We start from the raw sequence: 13,417 nt of genomic DNA on the forward strand, positions 1-13,417 counted from the left end.
TTTCCCCCTCCCCTCGCCCGAACCCACTCCCCACCCCCTTCAAAACTTCTTGGCCTGCGACATGTAGATATGCGCACTACGTCGCCATCACTGGGAAGTTCACTCCTGAAACCGTCCCAAAAGCGCATCGCCGTCGCGTTATCCGGAGGCCGCGACAGCCTCCTTGCCCTGGCCCTGCTCAAGGATGCGGGCCACGACGTGCTGGGCGTGCACGGCCGCTTTCTGGACGACGCGCCGGGCCGCATGCCCCACGACGCCCTGGCCCGCGACCTGGCCGAGCGTTGCGCCGCCCTGGGCGCGGACTTCGCGGTCCTCGACCTTAGGGACGACTTCGAACGCCTCGTGGTCGCGCCCTTCGTGCAGGCCTACCTGGACGGAAAGACCCCCAATCCCTGCTGCCTGTGCAACGCGCGCCTGAAGTTCGGGCTTCTGTTGGACAAGGCGGCCGCCCTGGGCGCGGAGAAAATCGCCACCGGCCACTACGCGCGCCTGACGCACGACGCCAACGCCCGCGCGGCGCTTAGGCGCGGCCGCGACACAGGCAAGGACCAGAGCTACTTCCTGTCCCTGGTGCCGTCCGAAAACCTGGCGCGGGCGGTCTTTCCCCTGGCCGGACGGCTGAAGGAAGGCGTGCTCGGCGAGCTATCCGCGCGCGGCCTGCCTCCACCCCTGCCCGGCGAGAGCCAGGACGTCTGCTTCGTGCCCGGCGACGACTACAAATCCTTCCTGCGCGGCCAAGCGGCCGGACTGCCCGGCTCCGGGCCCATCGTCCTCGAAGACGGAACCGTCGTGGGCCGCCATCAGGGCCTGTGGCGGCACACCCAGGGCCAGCGCAGGGGACTTGGCGTGGCCCACACCGAGCCGCTCTACGTGCTCGCCAAGGACGTCGCGAGGAACGCGCTTGTGGTCGGCCCGGCGGCCAGGGCGCAATGCCGCACGGTCCTGGCCGCGAACCTGAACGTGCTCGTCCCCCCCGCCGAGTGGCCAGAAATCCTCGTCGCCAAAACCCGCTCGCGTCAGGAGCCCGCGCCTGCTACAGCACGCATCGAGAGCGAACGCCTCGTCGTCACCTTCGCCACGCCGCACCCGCTGCCCGCGCCAGGCCAGATCGCCGCCCTCTATGATCAGGAAGGCCGCGTATTGGTCGGAGGCATTATTGACGCATTTGCTCCATGAGCCTACAGTGTGAACAAGCTCGGAATCCATCAGCCCGCCGCATGGCGAACACATGTGCCGGAGGAACCATATGGCCACGGAACGACGGACGACACGACGGCTCGACGTCACGGGCCTGGATGAACTCGTGATCGAAGGCGCCGCCCCCGAACCGGTGACCTGCCGCATACGCGACATGAGTCCCTTCGGCATGCGCCTGAACATCCTGAACGAAAAGAACCACCGCCGTCCTGGCGAGACAATGCGCATAGCCGAATGCCCCACGCCACTGCAGAGCCTGTTGCGCGATCAAGAACTCGTCCTGGTGTGGACGCGGCGGCGCGAATGGGGAGTGCGTTTCGCAACCCCACTCCCCTGCGACCTCGATGTGTGGCAGGCTCAGGCCACTTTCGTGCGGCTCTAAAGATCGCACCTGCTGCCCGGATTCTCCAGAAAGATCGGAATCCATCCTGGGTTCACCGCACCGGGCGCAACTTCACTCGGATGGCTCGCGAGACTGTCCACGGGCATCACCGACTTGTCGCCGGACATCACCGGCTGCTGCGCTGCTCCCTGAATTCACGCTGACGCTGGTTCTCCTGAGCCGTCTGCTGGATATCCCAAAGCCCCTTCGCCGTTTCCGGGCATGAAGGCCGCCCGGCGAACAGCCTCGCGGCGTTGTCCTGCATTTCGCGGATCATCAGATAGACGAACCTGCCGCTCATGGCGTCGAGCGAGGCATAGGCTCCAGATACGTCCCCCTGGCAGGCCCTGGCTCCGGCAAGGTAGTAGTTCGCCGTCCAGTCGTCGGGGTCGCGCGCAAGCATCTCGCCAAGCTCGCCCTGCGCCTCGGCGGGCCTACCCGCCCAGATCAGGGCCAGACCAAGCCGGTTCCTGGCCAAGACGTTTCCGGGATTCTCGGCAAGAACCTGCCGGTACTGCCGGATGGCCTCCTCCGGGTCCCCGGAACGCAAGGCCATGTTGCCCTGCATGTATGAACCGCACCCCACCAGGGCGGACACTGCTACGACAAGCGCCGTCAGGACGATGGTTCTGGCGTTCTTTCTCATGATTCACCTCCCATGGTCTTCAAAAAGCCGGATAGAGGAAAGGAGGACACTTGTATTCAAGGTCAGGATTTCCCCGCAGGGGGCGATCGCGCACCCGTTGCCGCTGCTCCGAGACAGCCAGGTAATCGAGCATGGCCTTAATCGCCTCGGGACCGGGCATGTCCTTTTCCTCCACGTACTCCGCCGTGCAGACGATCTCACGTTTCATGTAATAGGCGAAGGGGATGACGATGGTCTTGACCAGTTCGAATCCTTCATCCCGGCGGTCCAGACCGATGTAGGCCAGACCGAGATAGTACTGCGCGCGCCAGTCCTTGGGGTTTTCGGCGTGGGTGCGCTCGAGGCTCGCGGCAGCGACCTCGTACTCTCCCTTCTCGATGAGCAGCCGCCCTGCCTCGGCTTCACTGCGGCCGGGAGAGGGCAAAACGTCTTGCTCCACACCGACACCTCCTCCGACACCGCCCGAGCCGCCTCCAGCGAAGACGCCTACCCGGCAACCCAGAAGGGGCGTGAGCATGGTCAGGGTAAGCCAGACCACCAAAATCCTGATTGCAATCCGCTCGTTCATGGCTATTCTCGCGGGGCGATGCACGATCCTCACAATATTTCGTACCATATTCCCATGAAGAGTGAACCCATTTTCGATCTCGGCACAGCCGAAAGCTTCTGTCTTCTCACCTTGGGCTGCAAGATCAACCAATACGAGACCCAGGCCCTGCGCGAAGCATGGACAACCAGGGGATTGACGGAACGAACGGACGCAAGGCAGGCCGACGTCGTCGTGATCAACGCCTGCGCCGTGACCTCCAAGGCCTCGGCCGACGTGCGCGCCGCCGTGCGCGGAACGCATCGCGCCAATCCGGAGGCGCGCATCGTTGTCGTTGGCTGCGTGGCCAGCGATGACCGCGAACTCCTGGAAGCCCTGCCCGGCGTGTGCGCGGTGCTTTCGCAGCGCGCCAAGGCGGCCCTGGCCGGGATTTTTGAAGCTTCCTCCCCGTTCCCGCCTCTGTCCATCTCCGACTATCCCCGCGCCAGGGCCGTGCTCAAGGTCCAGGACGGCTGCTCGCACGGCTGCTCCTACTGTATCGTGCCCTCCACGCGCGGCACGGCCGTCTCGCGTCCGGCACGAGATGTCGTAGCCGAGGCAAGGCGCCTGCTCGACGCTGGATTTCGCGAGATCACGCTCTCGGGCGTCAACCTGCGCCTGTACGGCTCGGATCTCGGCGAAAACATCGATTTCTGGGGGCTCGTGCGCCTTATCGAGCGCGAGCTTGCCCCCGAATGGGCGGGCCGTGCGCGCCTTCGCCTCTCGTCGCTCGACCCCGCGCAGCTCACGGACCAGGGCCTGGAAACCCTGGCTGAAAGCCGCCTGCTGTGCCCGCATCTGCACCTCTCGCTGCAAAGCCTCGCGCCCGGCGTGCTCGCCCGCATGCGCCGTGGGCACTACGGACCCGCCACGATCTTCCGCTTCCTCGAACGACTCTCGGGCATCTGGCCGGTCTTCGGGCTGGGCGCGGACTTCATCTGCGGCTTTCCCGGCGAAACCGAAGCCGAGGCCGAGACAACGCGCGAAGCCATGGCAGCCCTGCCCCTGACTTACGCCCACGTCTTCCCCTACTCGCCCAGGCCCCGGACCTCGGCTGCCGCCATGCCGAACCAGGTGGACGAGGCCGTGAAAAAGGCGCGCGCCAAGGAATTGCGCACCCTGGCTGGCCGAAAGGCTCATGCCTTCGCCCGCCGTCTGACCCGGCTCGATTCGCTTGCCGTGGTGCTGGAAGACGACGAACCCTGGCGTGGACGGTGCGAATACTATGTCGAGTGCCGCTTCGACGCCGCGCCCGAAGAGGCGGCGCGCCGGGCTCTGGTGAACGCCCGGCCCATATCCGCGCGGCAGACGCGCCTCGACGTGGCGCAGAGCGACGCTGCCGGGTGCGATTCCCCGAAGTCTGCGGCATTTACGCCCGGCGGCCTTTGACGTACATGAAGGCCTTTCACGCATCCGCAACCCCTGCCGAGGAGACTGCATGACGCTGAGCATGACCGGCTTTGGCCGCGCCGAGGTTTCGACCGACTCCTGGACTGTGACCTTCGAAGTCAAGAGCGTCAACAGCCGCTATCTGGACATGAAGTGGCGCACCCCCTACGCCCTGCGCGGCCTGGAAGGCGAATGGGAGCGCATCGTGCGCGCCAAGGCCTCACGCGGACGCCTGGAGTGCACCTGCCACGTGCGCGTCTCCAAGGCCGAGACCCTTGGGGTGGCCTTCAACGAGGCCCAGGCCGCCGCCATGCTGGACCGCCTGACCGAATTCGCCCGCGCCCGCTCCCTGCCCTTCACGCCCGACCTGAACCGGCTGCTCGCGGTGCAAAACCTGTGGCAGGACGAACTGGCCGAGCCCGATCCCGCCCTTGCGGCCGACGCCGCCAAGGCGCTGGACGCCGCGCTTGACGCCTGGAACCGCGACCGCGAGCGCGAGGGGACCGCCCTGTCCAAGGACCTCGCCTCCCGTTTCGCGACCCTTGGGGAGATCAAGGACAAGATCGCCGCGCGCGCCTCGGCCCTGCCCGCCGAAAAGCTCGCCGTGCTTCGCGAGCGCCTGGCCACGCTCCTTTCTGGAAGCGGCATCGAGCTTGCCGAGGAGCGGCTATGCCAGGAGGCGGCGGTCATGGCCGACCGGCTCGACGTCTCCGAAGAGATGACGCGCCTCGATACGCACATCTCGCGACTCTCACAGGTCCTGGAAAAGGACGGTGAGGTCGGCAAGCGGCTCGATTTCCTGCTCCAGGAAGCCTTCCGCGAAATCAACACCACCGGCAACAAGGCTCAGGACCCCGAAATCTCGCGCCTTGTGGTGGAGTTCAAGGCCGAACTTGAGAAATGCCGCGAGCAGGTGCAAAATATTGAATAATACAAGCATATTGACCATTGCGGGGTTTGGATGTCGAAACAAGGACTGCTGAACGTCGGATTCGGCAACTACGTCATTTCCTCGCGCGTGGTGGCCATCGTCACGCCCACGTCCTCGCCCATGAAGCGATTGCGCGAGGACGCCAAGGCGGACGGCAGGCTCATCGACGCCACGCAGGGACGCAAAACGCGCTCCATCGTGATCACCGATTCGGGACATGTGGTGCTCTCGGCCATCCAGGCCGAAACGATCAGCCAGCGCTTCGGCCTGGACGGGGAGGAAACGGCATGACGCAGCGCCCCAAAGGCTCCCTGTTCGTCCTGTGCGCGCCCTCGGGAACGGGCAAGAGCACCCTCGTGCGCCGCCTGACGGCGGAGTTCGCGAACATCCGCTTCTCCGTCTCGTGGACCACCCGCGCCCCGCGTCCCGGCGAGGTTCACGGCCGCGACTACGTCTTCGCGGCCAAGGAGGACTTCCTGCGCAAGGTCGAGCAGGGGTTCTTCGCCGAGTGGGCCGAGGTGCACGGCAACTGCTACGGCACGCCACTCGAATTCACCCGCGAGTTGGCGCAGCAGGGCTTCGACGTCCTCTTCGACATAGACGTGCAAGGCGCGCGGCAGCTCAAGGCGAGTCTGCCCGAAGCCTGTTACGTCTTCCTTCTGCCGCCCTCTCGCGCCGCGCTGGAAGCGCGCCTGCGCGGCCGGGGCACGGACGACGAGGCGACGATCCAGAAACGACTGCGAAACGCCGGAGGCGAGCTCACGGCCGCGGACATGTTTGACCACTGGATCGTCAACGACGACATCGAAACGGCTTACGACGGTCTGCGCGCCGTGTATCTGGCCAAAAAGCTCTCACCAGCCTCCGACCCCGATCTCGTGTCCAGGCTGCTCGCGCAGTGGAAGGAGGCATAGATGGCCGAACTCGTCGTGGCCCTGGACTATCCCGAAGCGGAACCGGCCCTTGACTTGGCCCGGAAGCTCGTCGGCATCGCGCCTTGGGTCAAGGTCGGCCTCGAACTCTTCGTGGCAGAAGGGCCAGACGTCCTTTCCCGCTTCCGCGACCTGGGCTTCAAGGTCTTTTGCGATCTGAAGCTGCACGACATTCCGGCCACGGTGCGAGGCGCCACGCGCTCCGCAGCGCGGGCCGGGGCCGACATGCTGACCCTGCACGCCTCGGGCGGCGAACGCATGCTCGCGGCCGCGCGCGAGGGCCGCGACGAGGCCGGGACGGACAACGGCCCGCTACTCATGGCCGTAACCGTCCTGACCAGCCTGGATGCCTCGGACATGGCCGGAATTCTTGCCAAATCACCGGCGGAGATGGTCCTTGACCTGGCCGTCAAAGCCTATAGGGTCGGGCTGGACGGGGTGGTCTGCTCGCCCCTTGAAGCCGCTGCCGTCAAGGCGGCCACCGACCGCGCCTTCAAATGCCTGACGCCGGGCATCCGTCTTTCGGACGCGAAAGTCGACGATCAGCGCCGCACGGCCTCTCCGTCGGAAGCGGTGGCAGCGGGAGCGGATTTCCTGGTCGTGGGCAGACCCATCACGGCCACCAAAGATCCCGTCGCGGCCGCGCGGAGCATTCGCGAGGCCATGGCGCAAAATGCACCTTGAGGCCATCGTCGCGAAGGAGACGATCATGGATTTCAGCTACGTCCCTCCCAAGAAAAGTGCGAGGCCAAAATCGGCCGACAAGGCCGAAAAAGCCCAAACCGGACGCGACGAGGCCATCGCGGGCGTCTTCTCCACGCAGTCCGTGGCCCGCATGGGAACCGGCGCCTCCCAACGCCGCACCATCCAGAAGACCTACTGGTTTGCAAAGCAGACCGGCCCGAAAATCATCGAAGTCCAGCCGCTGAACCGCAGCTCCGTTCCGGCCGGTCCCAAACGCGAGGTACCGTTGGACGAATTTCTGGAAAAATTCGCGCCGGAACCTGAATTCTACGTCTCGACTGTTTATCCGAAGATGCAGGAACTGCAGAAGACCGTGGTGCGCGGCGAAAAGCATCGCGCCCACGGCGAACTCTACGCTGCCGAGTTCGAGTTCGGCCACGCTCTCAAAGTGGACGAGGAGAACGTGCGGGCCAACTTCGGCCTGGGGCTGACCTACATGGACCGGGGCGAGAAGAACAAGGCCAACGACATCTTCGAGCGACTCGTCAAGCTCGACGCGACCTTCGATACCCAACACAAGCACCTCTTCAACGACTTCGGCATCAGCCTGCGCAAGAACCAGATGTACGACCAAGCCCTGGCCTACTACAGGCGGGCCGTGGAACTTACCCAGGACGACGAAAACCTGTGGATGAATCTTGCCCGGGCCTGCTACGAAAAAGGTGACATCGCCCAGTGCGTGGAACATTTGCGGAAGGCCATCGAGATCAACCCAAGCCTCGACGAAGCGCGACAGTTCTGGGATTTTCTGGTGCGCAAGGAACACGTGCGCGACGCATATCCCGGCAAGGCGCAGCCTAAGCGCCCCGCCTCGGAGAACAGCGATCGCGCCGACGCGGACACCCCGCCCGAGGCCTGAAGCCCGGGACAACGAGGCAGCCCATGGACATTGAACGCGGAACGGCCTTCCTGAGCAGAATCGCGGACACCCGCCACGATCTGCCATATTCGCCGTCGCTTCTGCAGCGCCTTTTCGTCCAGACCAAGGACGGCTCCCTGGCGTCGCTCGGGCAGATCGCCGAGACCATCTCCCCGGACCAGGGCCTCACGGCGCGACTTCTGGCCGTGGCCAACTCCGCCTTCTACGGCCTGCAGTCGCAAGTCACCTCGGTGCAGCGGGCCGCCACGGTGCTCGGCATCAAGGAAATCAGGACCATCGTCCTTGCCCTCGGGGTACACGGTCTGACCAAAGGCCACCAACTTCCCGAGGACTTCGACCTCGTGGCCTATTGGACGCACCAACTCGCCGTGGCCCAGACCGCGCGCCTCATGGCCAAGGGACTCGCTGCCGTCGATGCGGACAACATATTCACCTCGGGCCTCCTGCACGATCTGGGCAAAATGCTCATCGCCATGCACGCCCCAAAAGACTGGGTGGCCATCGGCTACCTTCGCGCACAGAAGAATCTGCCGCACTTCAAGGCCGAGGACGAATGGTGGGGCGTGGAGCACGGTGTGGTCGGAGCCCTGGTCCTCCGCTCCTGGAACCTGCCCGCCGAACTGCACGAGCCGGTAAACTGGCACCACGCGCCCCTGGCCGCTCCGGAATTCCGCACCGAAGCGAAGCTATTGTGCCTGGCCGATCTCGTGGTCAACGAAGCCATGCAGACGGCCCCGGTCAATCCCAAGGCCGTTGAGGCGCTGTGCGCTTCGCTCGAACTCGACACCAAGAAGGTGCGCGCCATGGCCCTTCAAGCGGTGGGCGACGAGGGGCTCGCACACTTCATCTCCGAGGTCCTGCGCGCCGCATGATCCTCCGCAAACGCTGGCACTACAGAATCCCCGGAGGCGACGCGCCGGTCGAAACCCGGAATATGGCGGACAACCTCGCCCTCGCCGGGGCTCTCGGCGTATCCCCGCTCGTCGTGCGCCTGCTTCGGGGACGGGGCCTTTCCTCGGCCGACGAGATGGACGTCTTTCTCAATCCGGGGCTCCGCCATCTTGCCTCGCCGGGCGATTATCCCGGCATGGATCAGGCGGCGGCCGTCCTTGCGCAAGGGCTGGCCGAAGGTCGCACCCTCTGCGTCTGGGGCGACTACGACGTGGACGGCGTGACATCCACGGCTTTGGTGCTGGATTTTCTCGAATCCCGGGGCATCGCGGCCCGGCATTACATCCCGCCGCGCCAGGAAGGCTACGGCCTGAACCAGGAGCAATTGGAGCGGCTGGCCGCCGAGGGCGTGTCGCTGCTCCTGACAGTGGACTGCGGCATATCGGCGGTTGAGGAAATCGCCAGGGCGCGCGAACTGGGCATGCTGGTGGTCGTGAGCGACCATCATCTGCCGCCCGAAACGCTTCCCGACGCCCATGCCGTCTGCGACCCAAAGCTCGGCCCGTGCCCTTGCGAGAATCTGGCAGGCGTGGGCGTGGCCTTCCTGCTCATGGCCACCCTGAACCGCCTCTTGCCGGGCGAACCCACGGACATGCGACGCCTTCTCGACCTTGTGGCGCTCGGCACGCTGGCCGACATCGTGGACCTGACCGGGCAGAACCGAGTGCTGGTCAAGAACGGCCTGCTGCTCCTCAAGCAAGCCACACGGCCCGGCATCTTCGCCCTCAAGGAAGCGGCGGGCATCGCCCCGACCGATCCCATGACCGCCGACCAGGTCGTCTTCACCCTTGCGCCGCGCATCAATGCCGCCGGGCGGGTGGGATTGGCCGAAGACGCGCTCTCGCTGCTCCGCGCGCCCGACCGCGACACGGCTCGGCCCTACGCCGCCGCCCTGAACGCGTTGAACGTCAAACGGCGCGGCGAAGAGGACGCCATCTTCGATGACGCCTTTGCCCAGGCCACCGCCCTTTCCGAGCGTCCAGGCCTGGTGGTCGCGGGCGAGGACTGGCATCCCGGCGTGGTCGGCATCGTAGCTTCACGCCTCGTGGACCGCTTCTACAAGCCCACACTGGTACTGACCCGCGACGACGGAGATTACAAGGGCTCGGGCCGGTCAACCGAGGAATTCGATTTGTACGCGGGCCTTGCCGCCTGCGCCGAGGTGATCGAGCATTTCGGCGGACACCGTCAGGCAGCGGGACTGAAAGTCAGGGCCGACCGCCTCGACGACCTGCGCCGGGCCTTCGACACGGCCGTGCTCGACCAGCTTGGCCCCACGCCGCCGGGACCGCGTCTGGCCCTGGACATGGTGCTGCCCTTCGCGGACATCACCCACACCCTGCTGCGCGAACTCCAGATGCTCGAACCTTACGGCCAGGGCAACCCTGAGCCGGTCTTCGCCTCGGCACGCGTGCTGCTCGAAGGCATGTCACCCTTCGGCCGCGATCTCGCCCATCTCAAGCTCCTGCTGCGCGACATCGAAACACAGGTGGCCTTGCGAGCCAACGCCTGGCGCATGGCCTCGGTCATTCCCCGCTCCATGGCGGGCAAAACCGTGCGCGCAGCCTACCAGCCGCGCATCAACACCTGGAAGGGCGTGCCGAACATCGAGCTGCAACTGCGCGACATCATGCTCGACTGACTGTCTTGCCCCCGGCCTCCTAACCGGCTACAAGGCGCAAAACAAGGCCCCCAGGGGCAAACGACACTCATGAAACGCCTGCGCGACATATTCGGCCGGAAATCCGACGCCGACGCCTTCTTCTCCTGGTTTCCCATTCTTCTACTGCTTTTCGGGCTGTGGCTGCTCTACGGCATTTTCGCCCCGTTCCTGGACGCGATCATTTTTGCCGCAGTCCTGGCCGCGCTCTTCTCTCCGCTCTTCGCCTGGACAGTGGAACGCGTGGGCGGTCGCCGCAATCTTTCCGCCCTGCTCATCCTGCTTCTGGCCGTGGTCTGCATCCTCATCCCGGCCATGCTCTTCCTGGGCGGGCTCGTAGCCCAAGGCAGGGAAGCCCTGGCCCAGATCAACGTCTGGCTCAGATCCAACGATCTGGAACTGCTTCTGAAAGACGGAAGCGTGGCCCGATGGCTCGCCTGGGTACAGGAGCATGTGCCCGGACTCGATCTGTCGCACATGGACATCCCCTCGCGCCTGCTGGGCTTCACGCAGACCGTGGGACAAAAGATACTGACCATGAGCACCCAGATACTCGGCAACGCGGTGCTCTTCATCATCCACTTCGCCTTGATGCTTTTCTTCCTTTTCTATTTCCTGAAGGATGGAAAGGAATGGCTCGAACGCCTCAAATACCTGCTGCCCATGCGCCTGGAGCAGGCGGACGCCGTTGCCGACAGGTTGCGCAAGGTCTGCAAGGCCGTGCTCGTGGGCGGCCTGCTGGTGGCCACGCTCCAGGGCATCGTGGGCGGCGTCGGCTTGGCCATGGTCGGCCTGCCCGGCCTTTTCTGGGGCACGATGATGGGCTTCGCCTCGCTCATCCCACTCGTGGGCACAGGCCTCATCTGGGTTCCGGCCTGCCTGTGGCTACTGATCCTGGGCAAATGGCAGGCATCTCTCTTTCTGGCCGCTTGGTGCGGCATTATCGTGGTGCAGATCGATACCTTCCTGCGCCCTTACTTCATGAAGGGCTCGTCCCAGGTGCCGGTGCTGTTCATCTTCCTTTCGGTCATCGGCGGGGTCAACGCCTTCGGTCCCGCAGGCATCCTCTACGGCCCCCTGGTCCTGGCCTTCGCCACCACGATGATCAAGATATACGACCAGCAGTACGCCCACGTGCTCTCGGTTCGCGAACGGCCGCAAAACGGGGGGGGAGTTGTCGAAGCACCGCTCGTATCCCCCGCCACCGACGCGGAGGAGGCTCCGACGGAAGCAAAAGAGCCAAGCGCTCCTAGCGCTCGCGCTCCCGACGGGCCGTCTTCCAACTCCTGAGCTTGGGCGAAAAGCCGTCCGGCTTGCCCGAGAGCCATTTACGCCAGCGCGCAATGCGCTCGTCCGCCAGAATCTTCTCCAAGGTATCGTAATTTTCGGCCAGATCTCGTTCGTCGAATGTCTGGTGCAGCGTGGCGTGGCACGGGCGGCAAAGCGGAATCGTGGCGCACAGGTCGCGACCCTGCGCGCCGTTTCGGCGCTTCAGGCGGCGGTGCACGGCGCGCGGCACGAGGTGATGGCGGGTGGTGGCGGCGCTGCGGCCGCACAAGGCGCACGGCTCCATGGCTCAAGACGATAGGCCGTGCCCGGGCTCAGGGCAAGTCCTCGGCCTTGGGCGCGAAGAGGGCCGCGTTGTAGCTCGATCGCACCAGCGGCGCGCAGAACATGTGCGGCACGCCAAGCGAACGGCCGAAGGCCGCGTATTCCTCGAAGACCTCGGGCCGCACGTAGCGCTCGACTTCCGGATGGGCCATGCTCGGCCGCATGTACTGGCCGACGGTCACGATGTCGCAGCCCGCGTCGTGAAGGTCGCGGATCACGTCGCGCACCTCCTCGTTTGTCTCTCCCAGACCGACCATGATCCCGGACTTGACCCGCAGGCCGGGCGAGATATCCCTGGCCGCGCGCAAAACGTCCAGGCTTTGCGCGTAGTCGGCCTGCGGCCGGATGGCCGGGTACAGGCGCGGCACCGTCTCCAAATTGTGGTTGAAGACGTCCGGCCCGGCGGCCAGCACCACGGCCAAGGCCGCGCAATCCCCGCCGAAATCCGGGGTCAGCACCTCGGTGGTCGTGCCCGGATGGTCGGCCTTGATCGCGCGCAACACGGCCGCGAAATGCGCGGCCCCGCCGTCGGGCAGGTCGTCGCGCGTCACCGAGGTCACGACCACGTGCGAAAGCCCAAGACGCCGCACGGCCTCGCTGATGCGGCCGGGCTCGTCCGCTTGCAGGGGCTCGGGGCGGCCGCCCTCGATGTTGCAAAAGGCGCAGCCGCGCGTGCAGGTACGGCCCATGATGAGGAAGGTGGCTACCGAGGCCCCGAAGCATTCCCAGGTGTTGGGGCAGCGCGCGGACTGACAGACCGTGTTCAGCCGCAGGTCGGCCAAAAGCCGGGCCGTGCCGCTGCACCGTCCCGAGGCGGGCAGCTTGACCCTAAGCCAGGGTGGGATGCGCAAGGCGGGTCGCGAGGGCATGGCTGAGCGTCTCCTTGACCGATTCCATGGGCGGGGCCTCGCCGCGCTCGATCGCCAGCGAGGTGGGCCGCGCGCCTTCTATCCCGCACAGGGTGATCAGGTCAAACAGCGAAAGATCCTCGCCCACGTTCAGCGCAAGGCCGTGCCACGTGACCCAGCGCTTGACCGCCACGCCGATGGAGCACAGCTTGCCGCGCGCGGTCCACACGCCGGGAAAGCCCTCCCGCCGCTCGGCCGCAACGCCGAAAATCCCGGCCGTCTCCACCACCGCGTCCTCAAGGTCGTCGAAGAAGCGCCTGAGCCCGCCGGGCCGCGCGGCGATGCGCACCACGGGATAGGCCACGAGCTGGCCGGGAAAATGGCAGGTAATCTTGCCGCCGCGCGCCGAATGGGCAAGCTCGATACCGCGCGAGGCCAGGAAATCCGGCGCGGCCAGCAGATGCTCGCCCCCGCCGTGACGGCCGATGGTGATGACCGGCGGATGCTCCACAAGGAACAGCGTGTCCTCGCCGCCCTCGGCCACCTCCATGAGCCGCGCCTGTTGCACGGCTTCGACCTCTGCATAGGCCGCACGGCCAAGATCGACGATGCGCACGAAAACCCTCCAGATACGACGCCGCACGATACACCGCCGCAACG

General features: G+C 65.6%; 16 protein-coding genes. 11 read left to right on the top strand and 5 right to left on the bottom strand.

Going from position 1 to position 13,417, the window contains the following annotated elements:
* Positions 1-69 precede the first annotated feature (69 nt).
* Both mnmA and DSAT_RS11380 read left to right on the top strand, forming a co-directional pair.
* Positions 70-1,176 carry a tRNA 2-thiouridine(34) synthase MnmA gene (mnmA, locus tag DSAT_RS11375; protein ID WP_020887665.1) on the top strand — a complete coding sequence of 369 codons (1,107 nt, stop codon included), beginning with the start codon at positions 70-72 and terminating at the stop codon, positions 1,174-1,176.
* Positions 1,177-1,246: 70 nt separating this feature from the next.
* Complete coding sequence (locus DSAT_RS11380) at positions 1,247-1,579, top strand: hypothetical protein (RefSeq protein WP_020887666.1); 333 nt, start codon at positions 1,247-1,249, stop codon at positions 1,577-1,579.
* A 127-nt stretch (positions 1,580-1,706) separates the two neighbouring features.
* Here DSAT_RS11380 and DSAT_RS11385 read toward each other — a convergent pair whose 3' ends face one another.
* Both DSAT_RS11385 and DSAT_RS11390 read right to left on the bottom strand, forming a co-directional pair.
* The gene (locus tag DSAT_RS11385; protein ID WP_020887667.1) at positions 1,707-2,225 is read right to left on the bottom strand and encodes a tetratricopeptide repeat protein; all 519 of its coding nucleotides are present in this window, start codon (positions 2,223-2,225) and stop codon (positions 1,707-1,709) included.
* 19 nt (positions 2,226-2,244) lie between these two features.
* On the bottom strand, positions 2,245-2,793 hold the full coding sequence (locus DSAT_RS11390) for a tetratricopeptide repeat protein (RefSeq protein WP_020887668.1): 549 nt from the start codon (positions 2,791-2,793) through the stop codon (positions 2,245-2,247).
* Positions 2,794-2,847: 54 nt separating this feature from the next.
* Here DSAT_RS11390 and DSAT_RS11395 point away from each other — a divergent pair, with 54 nt between their 5' ends.
* The 9 genes from DSAT_RS11395 (at position 2,848) to DSAT_RS11435 (ending at position 11,588) form a co-directional block, all read left to right on the top strand.
* A complete protein-coding gene (locus tag DSAT_RS11395; RefSeq protein ID WP_020887669.1) occupies positions 2,848-4,200 on the top strand; it encodes a MiaB/RimO family radical SAM methylthiotransferase in 1,353 nt (450 codons plus the stop codon).
* Between the two features lie 49 nt (positions 4,201-4,249).
* Positions 4,250-5,131: a YicC/YloC family endoribonuclease gene (locus DSAT_RS11400; RefSeq protein ID WP_020887670.1), complete on the top strand. Its 882-nt coding sequence runs from the start codon at positions 4,250-4,252 to the stop codon at positions 5,129-5,131.
* A gap of 30 nt (positions 5,132-5,161) precedes the next feature.
* Positions 5,162-5,422 (top strand): DUF370 domain-containing protein, encoded by a 261-nt coding sequence (locus DSAT_RS11405; RefSeq protein ID WP_020887671.1) that lies wholly within the window; start codon positions 5,162-5,164, stop codon positions 5,420-5,422.
* A complete protein-coding gene (gmk, locus tag DSAT_RS11410) occupies positions 5,419-6,045 on the top strand; it encodes a guanylate kinase (RefSeq protein ID WP_020887672.1) in 627 nt (208 codons plus the stop codon). The genes DSAT_RS11405 and gmk overlap by 4 nt, the downstream gene beginning before the upstream one ends.
* Entirely contained in the window at positions 6,046-6,747 is a 702-nt protein-coding gene (gene pyrF, locus DSAT_RS11415; RefSeq protein WP_020887673.1) for an orotidine-5'-phosphate decarboxylase, read from the top strand.
* 25 nt (positions 6,748-6,772) lie between these two features.
* A complete protein-coding gene (locus DSAT_RS11420; protein ID WP_020887674.1) occupies positions 6,773-7,666 on the top strand; it encodes a tetratricopeptide repeat protein in 894 nt (297 codons plus the stop codon).
* Positions 7,667-7,689: 23 nt separating this feature from the next.
* On the top strand, positions 7,690-8,559 hold the full coding sequence (locus DSAT_RS11425; RefSeq protein WP_020887675.1) for an HDOD domain-containing protein: 870 nt from the start codon (positions 7,690-7,692) through the stop codon (positions 8,557-8,559).
* Positions 8,556-10,280, top strand: a complete 1,725-nt coding sequence (recJ, locus tag DSAT_RS11430) for a single-stranded-DNA-specific exonuclease RecJ (RefSeq protein ID WP_020887676.1) — start codon at positions 8,556-8,558, stop codon at positions 10,278-10,280. The genes DSAT_RS11425 and recJ overlap by 4 nt, the downstream gene beginning before the upstream one ends.
* 69 nt (positions 10,281-10,349) lie before the next feature.
* On the top strand, positions 10,350-11,588 hold the full coding sequence (locus DSAT_RS11435; RefSeq protein ID WP_020887677.1) for an AI-2E family transporter: 1,239 nt from the start codon (positions 10,350-10,352) through the stop codon (positions 11,586-11,588).
* On the opposite strand, the gene DSAT_RS11440 is transcribed toward DSAT_RS11435, so the two are convergent.
* From DSAT_RS11440 to lipB, 3 genes are read right to left on the bottom strand one after another with little or no spacing between them, the layout of a single operon-like run.
* Positions 11,548-11,871 carry a DUF968 domain-containing protein gene (locus DSAT_RS11440; RefSeq protein ID WP_020887678.1) on the bottom strand — a complete coding sequence of 108 codons (324 nt, stop codon included), beginning with the start codon at positions 11,869-11,871 and terminating at the stop codon, positions 11,548-11,550. The two genes, DSAT_RS11435 and DSAT_RS11440, sit on opposite strands and share 41 nt — an antisense overlap.
* Positions 11,872-11,899: 28 nt before the next feature.
* Positions 11,900-12,778 (bottom strand): lipoyl synthase, encoded by an 879-nt coding sequence (gene lipA / locus DSAT_RS11445; protein ID WP_020887679.1) that lies wholly within the window; start codon positions 12,776-12,778, stop codon positions 11,900-11,902.
* Positions 12,738-13,373 (bottom strand): lipoyl(octanoyl) transferase LipB, encoded by a 636-nt coding sequence (lipB, locus tag DSAT_RS11450; RefSeq protein ID WP_020887680.1) that lies wholly within the window; start codon positions 13,371-13,373, stop codon positions 12,738-12,740. Before lipB ends, lipA begins: the two co-directional genes overlap by 41 nt.
* Between the last annotated feature and the right edge of the window lie 44 nt (positions 13,374-13,417).

The sequence above is a fragment of the Alkalidesulfovibrio alkalitolerans DSM 16529 genome (assembly GCF_000422245.1).
In the GTDB taxonomy this organism is placed as follows: Bacteria; Desulfobacterota; Desulfovibrionia; order Desulfovibrionales; family Desulfovibrionaceae; genus Alkalidesulfovibrio; species Alkalidesulfovibrio alkalitolerans.